Source organism: Pseudomonas sp. AE27 (assembly GCF_037113495.1).
GTDB classification, from domain to species: domain Bacteria; phylum Pseudomonadota; class Gammaproteobacteria; order Pseudomonadales; family Pseudomonadaceae; genus Aquipseudomonas; species Aquipseudomonas palmensis.
The window spans coordinates 5,570,957-5,592,760 of the sequence record NZ_CP146966.1; the positions used below are offsets into that span (position 1 = coordinate 5,570,957).

The 21,804-nt window shown below is 55.2% G+C and carries 21 protein-coding genes, 4 pseudogenes and 1 riboswitch; of the genes and pseudogenes, 9 read left to right on the top strand and 16 right to left on the bottom strand.

The window, feature by feature from the left end; genetic code table 11:
- The first annotated feature begins 5 nt into the window (after window positions 1-5).
- The 5 genes from V9K84_RS25670 to V9K84_RS25690 all read left to right on the top strand — a co-directional run bounded on the left by V9K84_RS25670 (window position 6) and on the right by V9K84_RS25690 (window position 5,427).
- A complete protein-coding gene (locus V9K84_RS25670) occupies window positions 6-1,148 on the top strand; it encodes a site-specific integrase (RefSeq protein WP_168186814.1) in 1,143 nt (380 codons plus the stop codon).
- Complete coding sequence (locus tag V9K84_RS25675; RefSeq protein WP_178075054.1) at window positions 1,108-2,655, top strand: site-specific integrase; 1,548 nt, start codon at window positions 1,108-1,110, stop codon at window positions 2,653-2,655. Before V9K84_RS25670 ends, V9K84_RS25675 begins: the two co-directional genes overlap by 41 nt.
- On the top strand, window positions 2,648-4,735 hold the full coding sequence (locus V9K84_RS25680) for an integrase (RefSeq protein ID WP_143516605.1): 2,088 nt from the start codon (window positions 2,648-2,650) through the stop codon (window positions 4,733-4,735). Before V9K84_RS25675 ends, V9K84_RS25680 begins: the two co-directional genes overlap by 8 nt.
- The gene (locus V9K84_RS25685) at window positions 4,732-5,145 is read left to right on the top strand and encodes a hypothetical protein (RefSeq protein ID WP_088513869.1); all 414 of its coding nucleotides are present in this window, start codon (window positions 4,732-4,734) and stop codon (window positions 5,143-5,145) included. The genes V9K84_RS25680 and V9K84_RS25685 overlap by 4 nt, the downstream gene beginning before the upstream one ends.
- 72 nt (window positions 5,146-5,217) lie before the next feature.
- Window positions 5,218-5,427 (top strand): hypothetical protein, encoded by a 210-nt coding sequence (locus tag V9K84_RS25690; RefSeq protein ID WP_088513868.1) that lies wholly within the window; start codon window positions 5,218-5,220, stop codon window positions 5,425-5,427.
- Between the two features lie 6 nt (window positions 5,428-5,433).
- Here V9K84_RS25690 and V9K84_RS25695 read toward each other — a convergent pair.
- The 6 genes and pseudogenes from V9K84_RS25695 to V9K84_RS25720 form a co-directional block, all read right to left on the bottom strand.
- A pseudogene (locus V9K84_RS25695) lies at window positions 5,434-5,886 on the bottom strand (MFS transporter); the annotation flags it as partial.
- Between the two features lie 2 nt (window positions 5,887-5,888).
- Window positions 5,889-6,392, bottom strand: coding sequence for a cyclin-dependent kinase inhibitor 3 family protein (locus V9K84_RS25700; RefSeq protein ID WP_088513867.1), 504 nt, complete (start codon window positions 6,390-6,392; stop codon window positions 5,889-5,891).
- A 12-nt stretch (window positions 6,393-6,404) separates the two neighbouring features.
- Window positions 6,405-7,121: an arsenical resistance protein ArsH gene (gene arsH / locus V9K84_RS25705; protein WP_088513866.1), complete on the bottom strand. Its 717-nt coding sequence runs from the start codon at window positions 7,119-7,121 to the stop codon at window positions 6,405-6,407.
- A gap of 4 nt (window positions 7,122-7,125) precedes the next feature.
- Complete coding sequence (gene arsB / locus V9K84_RS25710) at window positions 7,126-8,187, bottom strand: ACR3 family arsenite efflux transporter (protein ID WP_088513865.1); 1,062 nt, start codon at window positions 8,185-8,187, stop codon at window positions 7,126-7,128.
- A gap of 18 nt (window positions 8,188-8,205) precedes the next feature.
- On the bottom strand, window positions 8,206-8,676 hold the full coding sequence (locus tag V9K84_RS25715) for an arsenate reductase ArsC (protein WP_088513864.1): 471 nt from the start codon (window positions 8,674-8,676) through the stop codon (window positions 8,206-8,208).
- Window positions 8,677-8,696: 20 nt separating this feature from the next.
- Window positions 8,697-9,053, bottom strand: coding sequence for a metalloregulator ArsR/SmtB family transcription factor (locus V9K84_RS25720; RefSeq protein ID WP_019752756.1), 357 nt, complete (start codon window positions 9,051-9,053; stop codon window positions 8,697-8,699).
- Window positions 9,054-9,181: 128 nt separating this feature from the next.
- Between V9K84_RS25720 and V9K84_RS25725 the strand changes: the two genes are divergently transcribed.
- Window positions 9,182-9,520: a metalloregulator ArsR/SmtB family transcription factor gene (locus V9K84_RS25725; protein WP_088513863.1), complete on the top strand. Its 339-nt coding sequence runs from the start codon at window positions 9,182-9,184 to the stop codon at window positions 9,518-9,520.
- A 44-nt stretch (window positions 9,521-9,564) separates the two neighbouring features.
- On the top strand, window positions 9,565-10,707 hold the full coding sequence (locus V9K84_RS25730; protein ID WP_088513862.1) for an NAD(P)-binding domain-containing protein: 1,143 nt from the start codon (window positions 9,565-9,567) through the stop codon (window positions 10,705-10,707).
- 826 nt (window positions 10,708-11,533) lie between these two features.
- On the opposite strand, the gene chrA is transcribed toward V9K84_RS25730, so the two are convergent.
- From chrA to nhaA, 6 genes and pseudogenes are all read right to left on the bottom strand, one after another.
- Window positions 11,534-12,733 carry a chromate efflux transporter gene (gene chrA, locus V9K84_RS25735; RefSeq protein WP_088513875.1) on the bottom strand — a complete coding sequence of 400 codons (1,200 nt, stop codon included), beginning with the start codon at window positions 12,731-12,733 and terminating at the stop codon, window positions 11,534-11,536.
- Between the two features lie 332 nt (window positions 12,734-13,065).
- A pseudogene (locus V9K84_RS25740) lies at window positions 13,066-13,597 on the bottom strand (type I glyceraldehyde-3-phosphate dehydrogenase); the annotation flags it as partial.
- A gap of 403 nt (window positions 13,598-14,000) precedes the next feature.
- Window positions 14,001-14,543 (bottom strand): inorganic diphosphatase, encoded by a 543-nt coding sequence (gene ppa / locus V9K84_RS25745; RefSeq protein WP_088513861.1) that lies wholly within the window; start codon window positions 14,541-14,543, stop codon window positions 14,001-14,003.
- Window positions 14,544-14,740: 197 nt separating this feature from the next.
- Entirely contained in the window at window positions 14,741-15,064 is a 324-nt protein-coding gene (locus V9K84_RS25750) for a DUF190 domain-containing protein (protein ID WP_041167213.1), read from the bottom strand.
- Window positions 15,065-15,074: 10 nt separating this feature from the next.
- The gene (gene crcB / locus V9K84_RS25755) at window positions 15,075-15,458 is read right to left on the bottom strand and encodes a fluoride efflux transporter CrcB (protein ID WP_014753597.1); all 384 of its coding nucleotides are present in this window, start codon (window positions 15,456-15,458) and stop codon (window positions 15,075-15,077) included.
- Window positions 15,459-15,599: 141 nt separating this feature from the next.
- A riboswitch (Fluoride riboswitch) is annotated at window positions 15,600-15,661 on the bottom strand.
- Window positions 15,662-16,124: 463 nt separating this feature from the next.
- A complete protein-coding gene (nhaA, locus tag V9K84_RS25760; RefSeq protein WP_088513860.1) occupies window positions 16,125-17,483 on the bottom strand; it encodes a Na+/H+ antiporter NhaA in 1,359 nt (452 codons plus the stop codon).
- A gap of 353 nt (window positions 17,484-17,836) precedes the next feature.
- Here nhaA and V9K84_RS25765 point away from each other — a divergent pair, with 353 nt between their 5' ends.
- Both V9K84_RS25765 and V9K84_RS25770 read left to right on the top strand, forming a co-directional pair.
- Window positions 17,837-18,271 carry a YeeE/YedE family protein gene (locus V9K84_RS25765; RefSeq protein ID WP_088513859.1) on the top strand — a complete coding sequence of 145 codons (435 nt, stop codon included), beginning with the start codon at window positions 17,837-17,839 and terminating at the stop codon, window positions 18,269-18,271.
- Between the two features lie 2 nt (window positions 18,272-18,273).
- Window positions 18,274-18,699 (top strand): DUF6691 family protein, encoded by a 426-nt coding sequence (locus V9K84_RS25770; RefSeq protein ID WP_088513858.1) that lies wholly within the window; start codon window positions 18,274-18,276, stop codon window positions 18,697-18,699.
- 52 nt (window positions 18,700-18,751) lie between these two features.
- Here V9K84_RS25770 and V9K84_RS25775 read toward each other — a convergent pair.
- The 4 genes and pseudogenes from V9K84_RS25775 to V9K84_RS25790 all read right to left on the bottom strand — a co-directional run.
- Window positions 18,752-20,298: pseudogene (locus V9K84_RS25775) on the bottom strand (IS66 family transposase).
- 81 nt (window positions 20,299-20,379) lie between these two features.
- On the bottom strand, window positions 20,380-20,715 hold the full coding sequence (gene tnpB, locus V9K84_RS25780) for an IS66 family insertion sequence element accessory protein TnpB (RefSeq protein ID WP_088513857.1): 336 nt from the start codon (window positions 20,713-20,715) through the stop codon (window positions 20,380-20,382).
- Complete coding sequence (locus V9K84_RS25785) at window positions 20,712-21,044, bottom strand: transposase (RefSeq protein WP_232858673.1); 333 nt, start codon at window positions 21,042-21,044, stop codon at window positions 20,712-20,714. Before V9K84_RS25785 ends, tnpB begins: the two co-directional genes overlap by 4 nt.
- Before the next feature lie 234 nt (window positions 21,045-21,278).
- Window positions 21,279-21,653 (bottom strand): annotated as a pseudogene (locus tag V9K84_RS25790) (arsinothricin resistance N-acetyltransferase ArsN1 family A); the annotation flags it as partial.
- Between the last annotated feature and the right edge of the window lie 151 nt (window positions 21,654-21,804).

A 21,804-nucleotide genomic window follows, 5' to 3' on the forward strand; every position in this document is an offset into this window, starting at 1 on the left:
TGTCAGTGAGCACAATCCAGCAAGCACTTCAGTCAATAATGGTTTTGTTGAGTGTGCTTGATGAGTTGAAAATTGATTTGGTCGAGCGGCTATATAGTGGTGCCTTTTTAACAGTCTGTGAAATTGAGCTTCTCGCTCGGCGCTGTAAGTTTCCAGCTGCTGAAGTAGCAAAATCGCTAGGTGCAATGCCCGGTGGGAAAGTAAATGCTGTAGAGAAATCAAGTCCTCAAGTCAGCGTGAGCACTGTTTCAATCAGACTGTATTACATAAAACGCTATCTCGGTTGGCTCGCTACCACTCACTTGATGGGCATTGGTGCGAGCAGTCCAAATTTTCTACCGTTAGAAAAACTTAAAGTGCTGGTCTTGGAGTCTGTGCAGGCACGAATTCCATCAGGTCGGCATTATCTAGGAAGTGGATCGAAAGCAGGTTTGAGTGAAAGCGACTTGAAGTTGATGCAGCGGTATATTGCGCCAGATTTCGAGGCGAATCCTTGGGGGGGAGCCCACGTTCGGCAGAGGAACTATCTGATTTTTCGCTGGCTACTCTCGCTAGGGGTTCGCAGAGGCGAGCTGCTCGGGATAAAAATTTCAGATATTAACTTTCAAAGTAATGAGGTTTTCATTGCCAGACGATCAGATGATCCCGCTGATCCACGACGGCGCCAACCTTGTACGAAAACCTCGTCACGGTTATTGGCACTTGATCCTGAACTGGCGGGATTGACCCGTAACTACATAATGTCAGACCGAAGGATGATTCCGGGGGCACAGCGGCATGAGTTCTTATGGGTAGCGATGGGAACTGGAAGACCTATGAGCCTTGCGTGTTTGAACAAGATTTTCAAAACCTTGCGCCTAAATTGTGAACTCCTACCCGACGATCTATCCCCGCATACTCTCCGACACACCTGGAATGAGCTGTTTTCTGATGCTGTAGATAAACATGGGGTTTCACCTGAGTTAGAGCAAAAAATACGCTCTCGGATGATGGGGTGGTCTGAAACGTCTGGAATGGCGAAGGTTTACAATCAACGTCACATTAGAAAAAAAGCAACTGAAGTTTCATTGGAAATGCAAGGCAGAATTAGCATGGCCGGAGGCTCAGATGAGAAAAAGTCAAAACAAGATACCACCGATCAAAGCTGAAGAACTTCTATTTCCGCCCCTGCCTTCACAGATTCGGACTAAAGGGGGCGTTGATCTAGATCCTCGACAATCACTTTGGTCTTACCAAGATGGCCTTTATTCAATTTTAATGGATTTTTCTACACTAAACTTTACTCCGCTGTTTATGAATTCGTTCCGTCTGACGTTAGTTTGGTTTGTCGAGAATCGGGCGCCGTCAACATTCATGGGCCACTTTCGTGCTCTGAAAAATTTTGCGATGCGGGTGCAAAAGAATAGTACAGTTCCGTTAGGCGAAATATCTCAAATTAATATTCTGGAATTTTGTGATACGGAAGATTTCAGTACCAGAAACCTTTTTTCTTTGTTGCGCCGATGGCGCGCATTAGGGCTTCCGGGGGTAAACGAAGATATTATTTACGTCCTTGATTATAAAAAATTACGGCGTCGAGAGCTTGGCGCGGCCGTTTTGACCTGGGACCAAGATTTAGGACCCTTTACTGAAATTGAACAAGAGGGTATTCAGGGCGCGCTTATTGATGCTTACGGAGCAGGTTTGCTGACCGAAGAGGCGCATGCTCTGTCCTGGTTGCTTATTGTTCTGGGGGCACGGCCTATCCAGATTGCGGCGATGAAGGTTTGTGACGTTATACGTTCTGTGGCGGATGATGGAACTGAGTCATACTTGATCTATGTTCCTAGAGCAAAGCAACAAAACGCATCAATTCGGCAAGAGTTAAAGGCAAGGGTTTTGATAAATCAACTAGGCTGCCTGATATTTCGTTACGCAATGAATGTGAGGTCGGAATTTTCCAGTGTTCTAGCTGACCCTTTACAGGCACCTTTATTTCCTATACCTGCGAACCTGCGTTCGGGGTTGGATCAGAATCTGCCCGAGTGGAGCAAGTTTCACCGTACTAGCGAAAGCATTAGCAAGTTTTTAGTCAGGGCCCTAGAAAATCTTTCCGTCTGCTCTGAGCGCACAGGGAAAGCTATTAATATGTGTGCAATACGGTTTCGCAGAACCATGGGTACAAATGTTGCGCGAGAAGGGCATGGTGTTCACGTAATAGCGGAACTGCTCGATCATACGAGAACAGATACTGCTTCTGTGTATGTCGCGGCAACTCCCGAGCTTGCAGTACGCATCGATAAAGCAACCGCTCAGCACATGGCTCCTTTAGCTCAGGCATTCAAAGGTAAATTGGTTGATCATGAATCTCAAGCAGTTCGCGGCTCGGACTCATCTAGTCGAATTGTCGACTTGCGAATAGACCAAGCTGCACGGCCTATGGGGTCTTGCGGTAGTTATAGCTTCTGTGGGTTAAACGCACCTCTTGCTTGTTATACCTGCCAATGTTTTCAACCTTGGTTGGACGGACCTCATGAAGCTGTCCTGGAGTTTCTCTTAAAGGATAAAAAGCGCTTTTCTGATGAGCGTATTGCATCGATCAATGACCGTACGGTGCTCGCCGTAGCTCAAGTTGTCCAGCTTTGCCGTGAAAGAAGGAAACAGGTCGATGAATGACAGTGTTTTTGTGTTTAAGTCGCTGAAAGAGAAAACAATGGATGAAAATCTGCAAGGTTTTATTTCGTTGGCAAAACAAATCAAGGTTTTTGGCGAAGATCTTGACTTTGAAAGTGATGCGTGGGACGTCTCTGATTATGTGAGACTGAAAAGAAGGAACACTCGATCTCGAATAATTTTTCGCGGCTTCCCGAGCGTGAAAGGATCCAAAGATGCTAATAGCTTCAGTCAACCTTACAAGGACTTTGCCAAAGCGTATTGTTGTTACGATTACTCGATGGTTGCTTACACTACTGTAAGCTCACGGCTGGCAGCTCTACGGGCGCTCGCAATGGCGTTAGAGGAAACGGAAGAATATATTACGCCGGTCAAAGCTACCCTTTTGCATTTCAATAGAGCCTGCTCAATCCTCAATGATCGCTATCAGGCCGCCTCAGCTTTTATGGCTGCAGAGGAGCTTAAAAGAATTTCTAATTTTCTGATGCGACACCAACTTTGTTCCTTGTTCGCTCCATGGCGAAATCATCTCAAATGCCCCAAAAACATTGATCGTAGTGTAGGGCCTGAATTTGATACGACCCGACGTGCACGGTTGCCCTCGCCGGAGTCGCTATCAGCAATCGCGGAAATTTTTGGGGCTGCCCGGCAGCCGGGAGACGTATTTACTTCCAGTATTTGTGCGGTGTTAGCTTCTGCGCCGAGTCGTATCAATGAGGTGCTTTCAATATCAATTGATTGTGAGGTTGAAGAGTTCGACACTAAGAGTAATCAGGTTTTGTACGGTCTTCGCTGGTTTCCTTCGAAGGGAGGAAAGCCACAAGTGAAATGGGTGGTTCAGTCGATGGCCAGTGTGGTGCGTGATGCTGTACAAAAGCTGAGGGGCTTATCAGATCCAGCAAGAGAAATTGCTAGATGGTATGAATTAAACCCAGATCGATTGTTTCTACCTCCCGAACTTGAAGAACTTCGTAACTGTCATCTTTTGTCGCCTAAACAAGTCAGCAGGATTGTTTTTCTCGATCCTCCCTTGAATGGTGACGACACTAGGCGTGGTGGGGATTGGTGCAGAAGGCACAATGTGCCTGAGGTTATTCCGTACGATCTTAAACATCAGGACGCACCCAGGTACGCCTTTCGAGATGTGGAAAGTTCAATACTTGAACTCAAGCCAAAGGGTTTCCCATATGTGGATAAGAAACGTAATTTTAAGTACAGCGATGCTTTGTGTTTGGTTCGAAAAAACGAGCTGAATAACATTATGACCTATAGAGCTGTGATTGTTTTGCCAGACACAGGCTACATTCAAGCTCAGCTAACCGGTACCCCGTCAGTGATCAATATCTTTGATAGGTTTGGTTTTTCCGAAAAAGACGGGGGTAAAATGCAAATTACTACGCATCAGTTTCGGCACTATCTGAACACGGTGGCTCAGATGGGAGGACTTTCACAGCTTGATGTTGCTAAGTGGAGCGGGCGGGCAAAGATCACACAGAACAAATGCTATGACCATCAATCTGATCGGGACATTCTTGCTTTGGCTAGGGAGGCCTTAGGTAACCCAGAGAAGTCAGCTGGTCACGTTGCAAGTATTCCTCAGAGTAGTTTGATCAGTCGGGATCAATTTGCCGAGCTTAAAATTCTAACTGCGCACACCACTGATCTAGGCTACTGCGTGCATGATTTTTCGATGCTTCCCTGTCAGCTACATCGAGACTGTTCAAATTGCGACGAGCACCTCTGTATAAAAGGTGATCCTGTTCGAGAACGCGCCATACGAAAACATCGTCAAGAAACGGAATCACTGTTGCAGAAGGCACTCAAGGCGCTGGGCGAGGAGCAGTTTGGTGCCAACCGTTGGGTTGAGCATCAGACGCTGACGTTAAAAAGGCTGAACGACTTGTGCGCAATCCTGGACGATCCTGGCGTTCCAATTGGCGCTGTGATCAGGCCCAGTGGTGTCGTGCCTGCATCGAAGCTGCAGCAGTTAGTGGGCTCTGTCCAGGTGCCACAGAGTGAGGTAGGGCAGGACACAGGCATCAATCTGCGTCCTAGGCTTTCTTCGGAAGAGGAAAAAGGATGAGCCGCTCAAGAAATCTCACTCCCTCCGCAATTGAGCAGGTTGTATCGATCTTGGACGGATGGGCCGGGAAGTTGACCTGGGATTTGCTCATCGTTGCAGTCTCCCGGCATTTGCGGAGTACCTATACGCGACAGGCTTTGCACAAGCACGAGCGGATTCGGCACGCCTTCACTCTACGCAAGCAGGCACTCATAGATTCACCTGTGTCGAAGAAAGCTGCCACCCCTGAGCTGCAAGCGGCCGCCGATCGTATCGCGCGACTGGAGGGGGAAAACCAGCGTCTGCGAATGGAAAATGACCGGTTGCTCGAACAGTTCGTGCGCTGGGCCTATAACGCGTTCAGCCGAGGTTTGGATGAGCAATTTCTTTCCTGCCCTCTACCTCCGACAGACCGGCAGCGGACGCCGTAGAAGGCGCTCAGATCGAATCTCCTAGGCGCTGAGCTACTTCATCATTGGTCAATCAGAGGAGGGGCACATTCAATGAGTATCGACAAGACAACCCGGCTCATCAGCACTCGAAGTGAGGTGAATGCCAACCAGCTGCTTACTGCGGGTTGGACGCTTCTGCTGGTAGCCGACCGGCAGCAGGGTGAACATCAGTGGGTCCAGTATGTGTTCGGATGGCAGCGTGAGACTGAACCCGTAGAGATCACTTTCCACGGTTTCGACGATGGGCCTGATCCATTCTGAGAACATTCACCTTACCGGTTCTGCCGTTTCACCATGCCTGGGCAAGGCGATAGAAATGAGTGCTGCAGCCAATACGAAGATGCTGGAGACCCACAAACAAGCCTCCAACCCATAGGCTTGGAACACCCAACCTGACAGCAGCGTGCCGACCAAGCGCCCGAGGGCGTTGGACATGTAGTAGAACCCCACATCCAGGGAGACGCCATCTTCCTTGGCATAGCTGACAATCAGATAGCTGTGCAGAGATGAGTTCACTGCGAACAGTACACCGAGCAGCATCAGCCCACCGAGCAGCACCACCTGCGCCGTCCAACCTGCCGATAGGCCCACGGCAATAAGCGCAGGCAGGCCGGCCAGGGCGAGCGCCCAAATGAAGGCCGCTCGGCCGTCGGGCACATGACCGCGTTTCTTGCCGGTGATGTGAGGAGCAAACGACTGGACGATGCCGTAGCCAATGACGGTCAGAGGGTATTGGCGAACTGGTTGATGTAGTCGACGTGCGCAGGGTTCAGGATCGCTCGTGGGCGCAGGGCCTGGACCTGAGCAACAGCTTCCTGCACGGGAATACCGCACTCGATCATCAGTCGAGCGGCGAACAGGCCTGTGCGGCCGGAGCCGCCCTTGCAGTGAATAGCGATCGACTCACCGTTCGTCACCAGCGCCTTCAGGCGTTCCCGGTGGGTCTCCCAGGCGGCAGCAAAGGGCTCGCCGGGCGCCTGGTCGTCTTCCACCGGCAGGTGGAACCATTCGAGGCCGAGCAACTGGCACTCCTCGGGCAGCAGATCGATCTCGTTCTGCAGCAGCTCTTCACTGGGCATCAGGGTGACCAGTGCGCTCGCGCCGGCTTCGCGCAGCGTTGCCAACGCCTGAGATACCGAGGTGTCCTTGGTGCCCGGGCACGGGGTGAAGATCAGCTGACCGATCAACTCGGAGTTGGCCAGCACGGAGTACGGGTGCAATTGCATGCTCGATAAGCCTCAGATGGATCGTTGATTAACGCGTTTGGAAAGCTCTTCCGCCGACTCCTTGCGCTCGGAGTAGCGATCGACCAGGTAATCGGAGCGGTCACGAAGCAGCAGGGTGAACTTCACGAGCTCTTCCATCACGTCGACGACACGGTCGTAGTAGGCGGACGGCTTCATGCGACCGGCGTCGTCGAACTCTAGGTAGGCCTTGGGCACGGACGATTGGTTGGGGATGGTGAACATGCGCATCCAGCGGCCGAGGACGCGCAGTTGGTTGACCACGTTGAACGACTGCGAGCCGCCGCAGACCTGCATCACCGCAAGGGTTTTGCCTTGAGTCGGGCGCACGGCGCCCATGCTCAGTGGAATCCAGTCGATCTGAGACTTGAACACGCCGGTCATTGCACCGTGGCGTTCCGGCGAGCACCAGACCATACCTTCGGACCACAGCACCAGATCGCGCAGCTCCTTGACCATGGGGTGGTCATCGGGCACGTCATCCGCCAGTGGCAGGCCCGTGGGATTGAAGATCCGCGTCTCCGCACCGAAGTGCTCCAGCAGGCGTGCCGCTTCTTCTGTGAGCAGACGGCTGAAGGAGCGTTCGCGGGTCGATCCGTACAGCAACAGGATGCGCGGTTTGTGGGTGGACGGCTGCTCGATCGCCAGCTTGTCGGCGGATAGCAGGTCGACGAGGTCGTTGTCGATGTTGGGGATGTGGTGTTCGGTCATGATTTCACTCCTGAGACAAGGCGCCGGACGCCTGATCGAACCAGCGGCGCTTGAGCCACAAGGCCACGCCCACCAGAGAGATCAGTACCGGCACTTCCACCAAAGGCCCGATGACGGTGGCAAAGGCGACCGGCGAAGCGAGGCCGAAAGTGGCGATGGCCACGGCAATGGCCAGTTCAAAGTTATTGCTCGCTGCGGTGAACGCCAGCGCGGTGGTGCGTGGGTAGTCGGCTTCCAGCAGCTTGCCCATCCAGAAGCTGATGAAGAACATCACCACGAAGTAGATGGTCAGCGGGATGGCGATGCGCAGCACATCCAGCGGCAGTTGCAGCGCCATGTCGCCCTTCAGGCTGAACATGGCCACGATGGTCAGCAGCAACGCCACGAGCGTCAGCGGGCTGATCTTCGGAATGAAGCGCTCCTGGTACCAGGTCTCGCCCTTGCTGCTGATCAGAATCTTGCGGGTCAGGAAGCCGGCCAGGAACGGAACTCCCAGATAGATCAGCACCGATTGGGCGATTTCGAGGAAGCTGGTCTCGATGACGCTACCCTCAAGGCCAAACAGCGGCGGCAGCAGGCCCAGGAAGATCCAGGCGTACACGCTGAAAAACAGGATCTGGAAAATGCTGTTGAAGGCGACCAGGCCCGCCACGTACTGGTTGTTGCCACCGGCAATCTGGTTCCACACCAGCACCATGGCGATACAACGCGCCAAGCCGATGAGGATCAGGCCGGTCATGTACTCAGGTTTGTCGGAAAGGAAGACAACGGCCAGCCCGAACATCAGCACCGGGCCGATCACCCAGTTTTGGATCAGCGACAGTGTGAGGATGCGTTTGTCCTTGAAAACCTGGGGCAGCTCCTCGTACTTCACCTTGGCCAAGGGCGAATACATCATGACGATGAGTCCGATGGCGATAGGGATGTTCGTCGAGCCTACCGACAGGCTGTTCAGCCAGGCCGGCAATCCCTGGAACAGGCTGCCAAGGGCGATACCCAGGCCCATGGCCAGAAAGATCCAGACCGTCAGGTAGCGATCGAGGAATGAAAGTCGGCTTTTGCTCATGGTGGATCTCCCTGAACGTCAGAGCGTTCCGATGCGGGCCAACTCGACCTTGAGTTGAGCGGCATCCAGTTGTTCAAACGGCAGTGCGAGGAATGCCTTGAGGCGTCGCTTGATCTGCTCAAGCGTGGTGTCGAACGCCGCGTCCAGCTCGGCGGGGCTGCCCTGCAGGTCCGACGGATCGGAAAGCCCCCAATGGGCTTTTACTGCCGGCCCGAAGAACACAGGGCAGGCTTCGCCGGCGGCCTTGTGGCAAACGGTGATGACAAAATCCGGGGCGAGCTCGGCGTGCGCATCGCTGGATTTGCTGCTGAGGGCCTCGGTGGAAATACCGGCGCGCTGCAGCGCGGAGATGGACAGCGGATGCACCTCGCCCTTTGGCTGGCTGCCAGCGCTGTAGGCTTTCATGCCGGCCGGGGCCAGGTGGTTGAATACAGCCTCGGAGAGGATGCTGCGGCAGCTATTGGCGGTGCACAGGAACAATACTTTCATCGGATTTTGCTCGGCAGTAATCAGCAACAGGTGGCGGCACGCTGTGGGCGGTCACCCATGGCGTCCAGTCGAGTGGAACTGCTGTTCAGCCACTCGCTGTTGGCCTCCAGCGTCGTTTTCAGGATCTCGCGTACCCAGGCGGGCAGTTCAGGATGCAGCCGGTAGTAAACCCATTGGCCCTGGCGGCGGTCTGCCAGCAAGTCACAGGTGCGCAGTTGCGCCAGGTGGCGGGAAACCTTGGGCTGGCTCTCTTCCAGCGCACAGGTCAGCTCACAGACGCAGAGCTCTTCTTCGCGAGCGATCAGCAGCATCATCCGAATGCGGTTCTCGTCGGCGAGGCATTTGAAAACCTTGGTAGGCGTCAGCGGATCTGTCATGGCGGCTCTCTGTGTGCGGGGTACTGCATATATATGTACTTTCGAATATACGATTTTTCGAATGTATCGCAACCCCTCCGGGGATGATCGGCTTTACATGTGCGCGTTCATGCACATATATTGGCGGCATGACGACCAACCAGAACCTCCGCACCCAAGCCATCGACGCTGCCATAGAGTCGCTGGACGAAGCCTTCTTCAAAGCGCTCTGCGAGCCCTCCAGGGTCGCGGTATTCAAGCGCGTGCTTCTGCTGGGCCGGGCGGATGTCGGTGAAATCGCCAAAGAGCTGCCGCAGGAGCGTTCAGTGATCTCCCGTCACCTGCAGGTGCTGCATGACGCCCAGATCGTGAAGGCCACGAAGCTGGGCAGGCAGGTGTTCTACGAAGTGAACGGTGGGGCGATCGTCGAGCGCCTGGAGGGCTTGCTCCAGCGAACCAAGGGTCTGGTCTCGCTGTGCTGCCCGTAACTCGTGCCCTTTTTTTGCCCTTATATATGCATGAGTGCGCACATATGGATAAGTTGAGTCAGACAGTGGATGTGGTCGTCATCGGTGGTGGGCAAGCGGGTTTGGCGCTGGGCTGGCATTTGCAGCAACACGGCCTGGGCTTTGTGATCTTGGATGAGCAGGCACGCCCTGGCGGGAACTGGCGCAACTACTACGACAGCCTGCAGCTGTTCTCCCCGGCGGAGTACTCCGCGCTACCGGGGATGGTGTTTCCCGGCGATCCCAAGGGCTACCCGCTGCGAGACGAAGTGGTGCAGTACCTGGAGACCTACGCCGCCGATCACAAGCTGCCTTTTCAGGGCGGCATCCGAGTGCGGAAGGTCGTGCAGAAGGACAAGGCATTTAAGGTCCGCTGCGACAATGGAGCATCCTTCACCGCGCGCGCCGTGGTAGTGGCCTCGGGCGGTTTCAGCCGGCCCTACATGCCTGACATTCCTGGCCTGGAAAGCTTTTCAGGTACCTGTCTGCACAGCTCGATGTATCGAACGCCTGAGGCGTTTGCTGGCCAGCGCGTCGTCGTGGTCGGCGCGGCGAACTCGGCGGTTCAAATTGCCTATGAGCTTGCCGGCGTTGCGCAGGTAGTGCTGGCTACCCGCGAAAAGATCCGCTTCTTCCCCCAGCGGATCCTGGGGCTTGATTTTCATGCCTGGCTGAAACTCACCGGGTTGGAGCAAACGCGGTGGTTGAGTGATCAGAGCACACCTGTGCTGGACACCGGTAAGTACCGGCAGGCCTTGGGTACCGGCCGACTTCAGCGCAAAGCGATGTTCCAGCAGGTGCTGCCCGACGGTGTTGTCTGGCCAGATGGAACCACCCACGAGGTCGACGCGCTGATCTTCGCCACCGGTTTCCGGCCGAACCTGGAGTTTCTGGCACAGCTTCCAGTCGCCGATCAGCAAGGTCGTGTCCTGCAGCGAAACGGCGTGGCAGATCAGGTGCCCGGCCTGTACTTCGTCGGGCTGCCCAAGCAAAGGAACTTTGCCTCAGCAACCCTCAGGGGTGTAGGGGCTGACGCGGGCTACCTCATGCCCCAGTTGCTTCGCCATCTGGGCCGGGCTGGTTCGACGGAAAAACCCGCTCAACGATCGCGCAATCCAGCCACCGACCTTCAAGACAAGCATGCTTCTCGTAGACGCCAACAGTCCTGAAGTCGCAGGCCTGGCAGAGCGCGAGGCTCGCTGGGTAATTGCACTCACTTGACCATCCATTTGCATTCGACTTGACCAGTCGTTTGCGTTCAGCGCCGCCAGGGCTTGCCTTATCACATCATGGCGTTGGCTCGAAGAAAATGCCGTCTCTGCAAGGTGTGCTCATAACCCTTTTGAATGGCGCACAGATCATCCAAACCGATACTGGATGTGGGCGCTACGGGCAGAGGGCTTTGGGATTATGTAAACCAAGCAGTTGAGCAGAGTCGGCTAGCACAGCGCACTCCTGCTAGCCGGTCAGGAGATTAGCCTTGGTGGCCCATTGAGAGCCTACGCGTAGTTTCATCCTCGTAATCATCACGGCGGAGCGTTTCTAGTGAACCAAGGGCGATTCAGGCGTCCAGCGGCGCGAGATGTCCTATAGTTTTCTAATCAATTGGCCGGGGCGAGCCATGAAACGGACAATCGAGGGTGCGGTGCTCGCTGGCGAGCTTCGGCTACTTGAGGCACTGTCAGCTTATCGGGCCTTTAAGGATGCTGACGAGGGCGGAGCCCCAGCACATGAGGTTCGCCGACTTTGGATTTTGGCCGAGTCGCTTTACCATGCGGTGAACGATTTCCAGCTTCTCGTTGCCAGTCCACCACCCTCAACCGTTCACTGAATGGGGAGAGCGCAAGGTGTCCAACGTGCCACTTCTTCCCGACTACCCCATGTATGCTGGCAGATCATCCAGAACCGATATGGGATATGGTTGCTACGGGCAAAAGGCCGCTGGAGTATGTAAGCGGGGTGCTAACTGCCTAGAGAGGCAAGCAGGTTGTGAATTCATAAGGCGATACTCAACAAACCACCCGAAATGCCGCTGCCGAGTACGACCAGCCAAGGTGGCAGCTTCCAGAACACCAAGGCAACCAGCGCCATGAGCGCCAAGCCGAAGTCCTGCGGAGCGTGTATCGCACTCGTCCAAACTGGCTGATAGAGGGCGGCGAGCAATAGACCGACTACAGCTGCGTTGATGCCAAGCAGTGCTGCCTGCGTGCGTATGTCACGGCGCAGATGCTCCCAGAACGGTAAAGCGCCCACCACGAGTAAAAATGAAGGTGCGAAGATCGCCAGCAGGCAAACCAGACCTCCTACCCAGCCATTGGGCTCCTGGTTCATCGAGGCGCCAAGAAATGCCGCGAAGGTGAATAGCGGTCCAGGAACTGCCTGCGCGGCGCCATAGCCTGCCAAGAACACATCGTTATCGACCCAGCCTGAAGTCACGACTTCGGATTGCAAGAGTGGCAGCACGACATGCCCGCCCCCGAAAACCAGCGATCCGGCACGGTAGAAGGCATCCATACTCGACAGCATCTGACTTGGTAACCACGTAGCCAGAAGAGGTAGGCCGAGCAACAGGGCAAAGAACAAAGTCAGCCAGCACAGGCCCGCGCGGCGTCGGATGCCAATGGGCAGCGGCTTATGGGCTCCGCACGGTTGCGGCTTGAATAGCAGCACGCCAATGACTGCGGCAAGCGCAATGACCCCTATTTGCGCCAAGGCGGATGGGAGCAGCAATACCGAGCATGTCGATGCTGCCATGATAGAAATACGTGGCACATCAGGACACAGATTGCGTCCCATACCCCACACCGCTTGGGCGACTACTGCCACAGCTACTACCTTCAAACCGTGCAGCACGCCAGCCGGCAGAGCATCGCCATAGTTGGCAATGCCAAGTGAGAAGAGGATGAGGGCAATCGCCGAAGGTAATGTGAAACCTAACCATGCAGCCAGTGCGCCGCCATAGCCAGCGCGTGTCAGCCCCAGTGCCATGCCAACCTGGCTACTAGCAGGACCTGGTAGAAACTGACAAAGGGCAACCAAATCTGCGTAACTGCGCTCGCTTAGCCATTGCCGACGCACCACGAACTCATCCCGAAAGTACCCCAGATGAGCGATTGGGCCTCCGAAAGAGGTCAGACCCAAACGCAAAAAAATGAGGAAAACAGTCCAGCGTGAATCTTGGGGAGTATCAGTGATGTTTGTTTGATTCATAAGAGGCTGATCCAACATAGTAATTCTTCGTCGCGGGCATGGCGCATAGATAGTCTGCTAGAGCTATGCCAACGAATGCATCCGCCTTGATTAAGTAATCAGTGGCTCTGCTGTTTCATTTCGTGGTGTCTGGGCAGTCCGATCGAGATGAGCGCGGCGGTCAATACGAACATGCTGGAAACCCACAAGCAAGTCTCCAACCCATAGGCCTGAAACACCCAACCTGACAGCAGGGTGCCGACCAAGCGCCCCAGGGCGTTGGACATGTAGTAGAAGCCCACATCCAGGGAAACGCCGTCTTCCTGGGCAGTCGTGATCTCACGTTCCACTTCGAACACGCAGTCGGTCAGTGAGGCGTTGGCCAGCGGTACGCGCACGGCGTGACCATTCAACTTGCCGCGCAGCTCGGGGAAGATCTCGGCTATCGCGGTGGCCGAACCCGTGGTGGTTGGGATCAAGCTCATGCCCGAGGCGCGCGCGGCTCAGATCCTTGTGCGGCGTATCGAGGATGCTCTCGGTATTGGTGAGGTCGTGGATGGTGGTGATCGAACCGTGGCGGATGCCCAGGCTTTCGTGAATCACTTTGACCACCGGGGCCAGGCAGTTAGTGGTGCAGGAGGCGGCGTTGACGATCCGGTGCTGCGCCGGGTCGAACAAGTGCTGGTTGACGCCCATCACCACGTTCAGTGCACCTTTCTCCTTCACTGGAGCGCAGACCACCACACGTTTGACGCCCTGATCCAGGTAGGCTTGGAGCACAGCTACCGACTTCATCTTACCGCTGGCCTCGATGACCAGGTCGCAGCCCGACCAGTCGGTGTCGGCGATGGTCTTGTTCGCGGTGAGCCGGCCAAGCAGTTCACTGATGTCGGTGCCGGCCCTGAAGGCATGACCGTCAAAGCGGCGGACGACAAGACTCTGAAGGAGTACCTCGAAACCCTGAAAAAGTGATGGATCAGGACTACACTCAGGATTCATCCATGTAGTCCCCTTGGCCGCCTTCGGGCGGCTTTTTCCGTATCCGTTCGGGCAGCACATCTTTCTGACTAAATCAGGTGATGCGCTGGCGTCCGATCAAATTCAAATGGACGCCATTTTCTAGTCTGGCTATGTGAGGCGCACGCTTCGAGGCGCCGCTATTTCAAGTCATTCATGCAGAAGTCATGGAAAAATTTGCGCCCCTTGGTACGTCTGACAATGATTCAGCCGGTGCGACCCGAAGCGCTTAATCCGTTGAGCCCAGATTTCCCTCTCAAGCATCAGCTTTTTTTGTGGTGTAAGCCGCTACTGACTTACGTATTTCTTCCCTAGCCTCATCTGCGTTACCCCAGCGCTCCATCTTCACCCACTTACCCGGCTCCAACGCCTTGTAGTTTTCGAAGAAGTGCTGGATTTGCGCAAGCAGAAGTGGGGGAAGATCTTCGCTTTCCTTGACAGCGCTGTACATCGAGCTGAGTTTGTCATGAGGAACAGCGATTACTTTGGCATCGGCGCCTGCTTCGTCTGTCATGTACATCACGCCAACCGGACGACTGCGAATGACAACACCAGGAGAGACCGGATAAGGACAGATCACCAATACGTCAATGGGATCGCCGTCATCGCTTAGCGTGTTCGGTATAAATCCGTAGTTGGCCGGATAGAACATCGGCGTACTGAGGAAGCGATCAACGAAGATCTGCCCGCTTTGTTTGTCCGCCTCGTACTTGATCGGAGAGTGATTTGCAGGTATCTCGATAACGGTAAAAAAGTCATCGGGAATTGCATTTCCAGCAGGGATATCCGCATAGCTCATTTACATAACTCCAGTGTTCGAATGAAGGAAGAGGCTAGGTGGCCTGTCTCAGACATACGTTCTCTTTTGGCGAGTGACTTGGGTGTTCGGCCAAGGCGCCGTGACGAGTCATAGCAGGGCTATGGCGAGGAGTGGCAACGCCGGCCGGGCGCCCAGGACGCCGCCAAAAGTGAACAGCTTATTTCCGAGACAGGACACTAGGTGGCCTTTTTGCCAACGGTGCCCATTTCGATTGGGGTCTTGATGTAAAACACGGAGATCTCCTCAAGCTCCAATCGCTTGAACAACCTTTCGGATTCGTCCTCGGTGATGGCCATGCGGATCTCTGTCGGCTGATCCGCCAATTCAAAAAAATGTGAGGAGTGCAGTCGACCGGTATGCCCAAAACCCTCAATGCCTGTAGAGAGTGTTGCGCCACGCAGCCCCATTTCCTTGGCTAAATCAACGATCCAGTCACCGAGCATCTTTCCTTGGTAGCGACGGTTTTGTTGGGTAAAGAAAATCACGAGGAAGCCTTTCATTGTAATCTCCTCAACGCGAGCCAATCATTTGAAAGGACAGAAGCCCGGCAGCCGTCATCGCCAACGAGCCCACTACGTGCAACGAGATCGAACCGAGTGCCCACAGCAATCGCCCTTCTTGGATGAGAGCAACTGTTTCGGCTGAAAAGGTGGAAAAGGTGGTAAGTCCCCCACAGAAACCCGTGATTATCAGCAGCCGCCACTCAGGGCTTAGGGAGGGAGACGCGGCCAAGAACGCGATCGCCAGACCAATGATGTATCCCCCGACCATGTTCGCTACCACCGTACCTGGGGGAATTGTCGGGAACAACGCGTTGAGCTTCATCCCAAGGAGCCAGCGCAACCAAGCGCCAAGTGATGCGCCGATAGCAATAACAATCAGTGATTTCAGCATGGCTGAGTATCTCCTCTTGGCTGATAGAGCCGAGGAGGTGCTGATAACAGGCGATTGCGAGAGAAGGCTGAGATAAAATTCTGTGTCACGGTTCTGTCCTGAATTGGCGGACAGGGGGCACACCTACGCACCCTGTCCAGGGTTCACGTAGGCATCATCAGCACGAGGCGGTTTAAAGGAGGAATGCCATCTCCTGTAAAGATCTTATAGCAAGCGTATCGAAATCTTCAACCAGCGCGCACTCCAATCAGTAACCCCGTCCATGGCTCTTTGTCATGTTGATCTAAGCTGCATCGACCTAAATGAATACCGGAACGCGCGGCCAGGAGGGGCTTTAAGGCGATGATCTTTCACCTGAAGCCTTCTCCTACCCCTTGCTGAGGGTACAACCTCACGCCTAGCTGGCCACCTTAATTTCCTGGTTAAGATGGCCTTATGCCTGTTGTCAGTGGCCCATCAAGGTATCAACACCATCGGGTTTATCGTGCATACCAGAACGATCCACCAGTGTGGTTGTCGCCCGGTTCACGCCGATCACATCCACTCCAGTGCCATTTGTCCGAGCGGATCAACCGGAGCCGGCCTGATAAGCGACCGCACTCTCGGCGCACCAGGGCAACCTGCCAGAGCTTCAATGTCTGACAGGTTGGTATACGAGGCTTGAAGTTAGGCTGCTTTCGCTGAGGCGCCAGGGTGTGTCCGGCGCACTTTCCGCATTCCCCAAGCAATGCCGATGACAGCAGAGATCACCGATCCGGACAGTACTCCGACCTTGGCCGCGCCAAGCAAGCTGGCGTCGGCGAACGCCAACGTGGCAATGAAGATCGACATGGTGAAGCCGATGCCGGCCAACAAGCCGATCAGGGTAATGCCACTCCAGTTAACGCCCGCCGGCAGTGTGCACCAGCCTAGGCGGACCATCAGCCAGCTTACGCTCAGAACGCCTAGCGGCTTGCCTGCCACCAATGCAATACCGATGCCTAGCATCACCCAATGAGGCGCCTCGCTCGACAGGTCGATCCCACCCAAATTTACTCCCGCATTGGCCAAGGCGAACAACGGCATGATGGCGTACGCCACCCAGGGGTGTAGCGCACTTTGCACCCGAACCACCGGAGGCAGGAGCTCACGCTGGGCCAGGCGCAGTCGTTTGAGCGGGTCCATTAAATCACTTGCATCTTGCTCCGTGGCCTTGGCACGACCTATTAATTCACCTGAGAACCGTGCAATGGCATCCAGCGGGCGCTCGCGCATGGGTATCGCGACGACTGGCGTCATCATCCCGAGAACCACACCAGCCAACGTAGGGTGAGCGCCTGTCATCAGTATCCCGATCCAGGTGATGACTCCCGGGATGACATACGCATAGGCGGAACCAATCCCGATCTTCTGCAAAGCGATAACCATCACGAGGCCTACCGCTGCGACAGCAAAACCTGAGTATTCAAGGCCGCCCGAGTAGAAGAAGGCGATGATCAGAACGGCAATGATGTCGTCGATGATCGCAAGGGCCAGAAGGAATACTCGGATGTTCGAGGGAATCGACTTGCCAAGCAGAGCCAGTATGCCGACGGCGAACGCGATGTCTGTGGCGGTGGGTACCGCCCAACCGTTTTGTTGTGGTGCCTGGTGATTGAACGCGAGGTAAAGCAGCGCAGGCACGGCAACGCCACCAAGCGCTGCAGCCATTGGTAAAGTCGCCTGACGTAGGCTGGATAACGCCCCTTCATGGATCTCGCGACGAATCTCCATCCCGACAACCAGGAAGAATATGGTCATCAGGCCGTCGTTGATCCAGAAGTGCAGGGATTGCGATACGACGTACGTTCCGATACCGAATGACAACGGGGTATGCCAGAGGGCCTCATAGCTGTCAGCCGCTGGGGAATTGGCCCAGATCAGTGCGGAAATGGCGACGACCAAAAGGACGATGCCACTGACGGCTTCGATATGCAGGAAACGCTCTAGGTTGGCAAAGGCACGCTCAGCCATTTGCTGGGCGCGGGGGAGCTCAGGTGTATGCATCGGCACAGTTACTCGCGCGCGGCGGCCCGACCGGCGTTGCTTTTAACCTGCCTCACCGCCCTATGCGGCTAGCACCCAGTGAGAGTCTACTGGAATCGCATGGGTAGGGCTAACCGCGGACTGACGTCAAAAAAGTGCTGATTTGCCGCTCATCGTTTGAACGAGCAACCTGCCTGTACTCCCGTGCCAGGTGCCGCTAGTACGTAAGCGTCTGCCAAACACATCTTGGTTGATCACCGCGTTCTGTCTGGCCTCAGGGAATTTTCCCCGCAGATACCCCGAGCCGTACGAATGGTTATTATGCTTTGCTTATCAACGTCCTTTACCGGCCCCTTTTGTGCAGGAGATACAGATTGAGCATTGATTGGATCAACTTCACGCCATGGACTTCATTGTGCGGTGGAGCCTTAATAGGAATGGCCGTCAGCTTGTTCATTCTCGCAAATGGCCGTATCGCAGGCATCAGCGGCTTGCTTGGAGGCGTGATGCAATTTCCCAGTGAAGGCTGGAGCGAGAAAGCATTGTTTCTGCTTGGCCTTGTGATTTCACCATTGTTGTGGGGCGCGTTCACTGTCTTGCCAAAGATAGCGATTAATACAGAGTGGCCTGCCCTAGTCATAGCGGGTCTGCTCGTTGGCGTGGGAACGCGTTACGGTTCGGGCTGTACGAGCGGCCACGGAGTATGTGGGGTCTCCCGACTATCACCTCGCTCCATCGTAGCAACGGCGTGCTTTATGACTACTGGATTTGCGACGGTATACGTCAGTCGCCATGTGCTGGGAGTTTAAAGATGATCAAATTAACTGCATTTTTTGCAGGCTTGATATTTGGATTGGGTCTGCTACTGGCAGGCATGGCGAACCCCGCTAAAGTATTGGCCTTTCTTGATGTGGCTGGGGCCTGGGATCCGTCACTCGCACTGGTAATACTAGGGGCGATCTCAGTAGCGGTCATCCCTCTGAATTGGGCGCGTAAGAAAAGACGAACTTTACTGGGAGCCCGCATGCAGCTACCACTGAAAAACGAGTTGGACGCACGCTTGATTGGTGGCAGCCTGTTGTTCGGTACAGGGTGGGGAATTGCGGGAATCTGCCCTGGGCCAGCAGTCGCTCTTTTACTTACCTGGCATTGGCAAGCCCTCATATTCTTTTTAGCCATGCTGGCTGGCATGTACTTTTTTTCCATTCTGGAAAGTCGACGCGTCTTAATTAGCTGATGGCTATGGACAACATGCTCCTAGCTATGTGCTGTTATCACGCTTTGCGTGATTAGATTGGCTGCCAACTATGCGGCAGCAGCTGATCGATTTCACTCGCGCGCTGCGTCGGCAGGCGCGTGAGGACATCTTTAAGATACACGTACGGATCATGCCTGTTGAGCCGCGCGGATTGGATCAAGCTCATGATCGCTGCCGCCCGTTTTCCACTGCGTAGCGACCCTGCAAAGAGCCAGTTCTTGCGTCCAAGAGCCCAAGGTCGGATCTGGTTCTCTGCCCAGTTGTTGTCTATGGGTACGGCCCCGTCATCGAGGTATCGCGACATCGCTGTCCCGCGTTTCAGGCTGTAATCCAAGCTTTGGCGATAGCCGAGCCATCGTGTACAAGTTGGCGCTGGGTGATCATCCAGGCATGCAAGGCATCCATCACCGGCACGGCTTTTTCTTGGCGTATTCGGCGGCGTAAGTCCGGTTCCACGTGGCGGACTTCACTCTCGATTTCGTAAAGCAACTGGATGTAGCGCAAGGCCTGTTCGGCGAGCTGGCTCTTGTTCGTGGCGTGCAGCTCGAAGAACTTGCGCCGTGCATGGGCCATGCAGCCAATCTCGGTGGCGCCCAGTTCAAAGCTAGTCTTGTAGCCGCCAAAATCATCACAGACCAGCTTGCCTTTCCAGCCTTGCAGGAAGTTGCGTGCATTCTCTCCGGCGCGGCTCGGACTGAAGTCGTAAACGACCGCTGCCAAGTCCGAGAACTGGCTGGTGGCGTAGGCCCAGACATACGCGCGATGGTTTTTTTTTGCGCCCGGCGTAAGCATCTGCACCGGCGTTTCATCGGCATGGATTACGCCATGTTCAAGAACAGCATCGTGCAGGGCATCGACCAGCGGCTGCAACTGCACGCCACAGCTGCCGACCCATTGCGCCAAGGTCGAACGGGCAATGGCCAGACCGGCCCGACCAAAAATCGACTCCTGACGATAGAGCGGTAAATGGTCGGCGAACTTTGCGATCATCACGTGGGCTAGCAGGCCGGCGGTCGGGATGCCCTTGTCGATGACTTGCGCCGGAACCGGTGCCTGGATCAGGGTTTCGCACTGATCGCAGACCCACTTGCCACGGATGTGACGCTCCACGGTGAACACGCCCGGCGTGTAGTCGAGCTTCTCGCTGACATCCTCGCCGATGCGCTTGAGGACGCAGCCGCACTGGCAGTGGCTGTTATCGGGTTCGTGGTGGATCAGGGTGCGCGGAAACTGCGGCGGCAAGGCGGTACGTTTAGGTTTTTGCCGAGCCTCGGTCGAAACAGGCGCGGGTTGCAGCGCTTCAAGCTCGGCTTCGATGGCCGCGATGTCGGTGTCGATCAGGTCATCAAGCAGGCTGGCCTGACCCGGGCTTAGTTGCTCGCTGCGCTTGGCAAACTTGAAGCGCTTGAGCTGCGCTATCTCGTGGGCCAGTTTTTCGTTGACCGTTTTGTGATGGTGGATTTGCTTACCCATCGTCTCGACTTTCTGATCGAGATTCTCGACACGCTGCATCAACTGCGCCGCCAGAGCACGCAGCTGTTCAGGGTTTAAGCGGTCGAGATTAGGAAGCGAAGTCATGCCGCCGATTTTGCCAGAACAGCCTAAAAGCGACGATAGGCTCACCGGACAATTGCAAGGCCTGGCTGGTCGTGGCAGGCGTTATATGATGGAAATTACGCTGCCTGGGCCAACTCTTTGCCAAGGCAAACCCAGCACCAGGGCATGCAGTTGTTCGGCACCTAATTCCATCTGAGAGCCGTGTCGAGAACCCGGCCAGAAAAACTTGCCCTGATGCAGACGGCGCGCCGCCAGCCAGATACCCAACCCATCGTGCACCAGCACTTTCATTCGATTGGCGCGGCGGTTGGCAAACAGATAAGCACAGTGCGGTTGAGCCGCACCGAACACCGCGACCACCCGCGCCAGAGCAGTGTCGGTACCGGCACGCATGTCCATGGGCTCGGTGGCGAGCCAGATGGCATCGATGCGGATCATCGCAACAGGTCTCGCAGAAGGGTGGCGCAGGCGGCAGCGCTTTCGGTCGGCCAGTTCACTTTGACGGTGCCGCGCGGATGTGAGATTTCGAGACAGATAGTCGATAACGCAGCCTGCGAATTTTCTCCGTCTGGCTGCAAGGACAACGGAATGAACGCAGGTTGCAGCGCCATGGCTTTCTGTGTTTGCACTCGAATCCATTTATGGACGAGATTGGCGTTAAGGCTGTGGCTCAGCGCGACATTGGCAATCGAGGCCCCGGGCTGGGCGCACTCTTGAATGACCTGGGCCTTGAAGGATTTGGAGTAGGAACGGCGTTGTGGCTGCATGAAATACCCGCTCAAAAGGCTAGAAATGGTGTCCACTAAAATTTAAGTGCACACCATGTCTTGGCTTTGCAGGGCTGGGTAGATGACTTCGCCGGATGGATACAGCTCAGGTGCACCTGGCGGCGCTGAACGCAAACGACTGGTCAAGTCGAATGCAATTGAGTGGTCAAGTCGAATGCAAACACTAGGTCAGCTTTGGTGAGACTCACTGGTCAAGTACGGCGCAATTTCCCAGCTCGCCTCGTTGAAGGTGAAAATGCGGGAGAGCACTTTCCAGAAACCACGTGCTTCTGCCTCACCGAGCAATGCCTTGAGCAGCGTCTTGCCGATGCCACGTCCGCGGACGTCGCGGTGCAGGTAGATCGAGAAGTCGGCGATGCCGGCGTAGCACGAACGCGCGCGGTAGCTGCTCAGGTTCGCCCACGCCACTACCGCGCCGTCGAACTCGACGACCAGTACCGGATAGCGGGACATATCGGCAACCCAGGGCTGTACATCCATGGCGGTGCGCGGCTGGGTCTCGAACGTAGAGGTGCGGTCTTCGATCCCCTGGTTGTATATCTCGGCAATGGCCTGAACATCACTGAACTGGGCGTGGCGGATGTGCATCTGCATTCCTTTTCGAGAGGACCGAAGCTTTAAACATGCGTGTCGTAGATGCCCCAAAACCGCTTGGCACGGTATTGGAATCCGCTTAGGAATTGTAAACTTTATCCCCGAAATGCTTGGTTTATGACGTTTCTGCTCTCGGCAGGTGCAA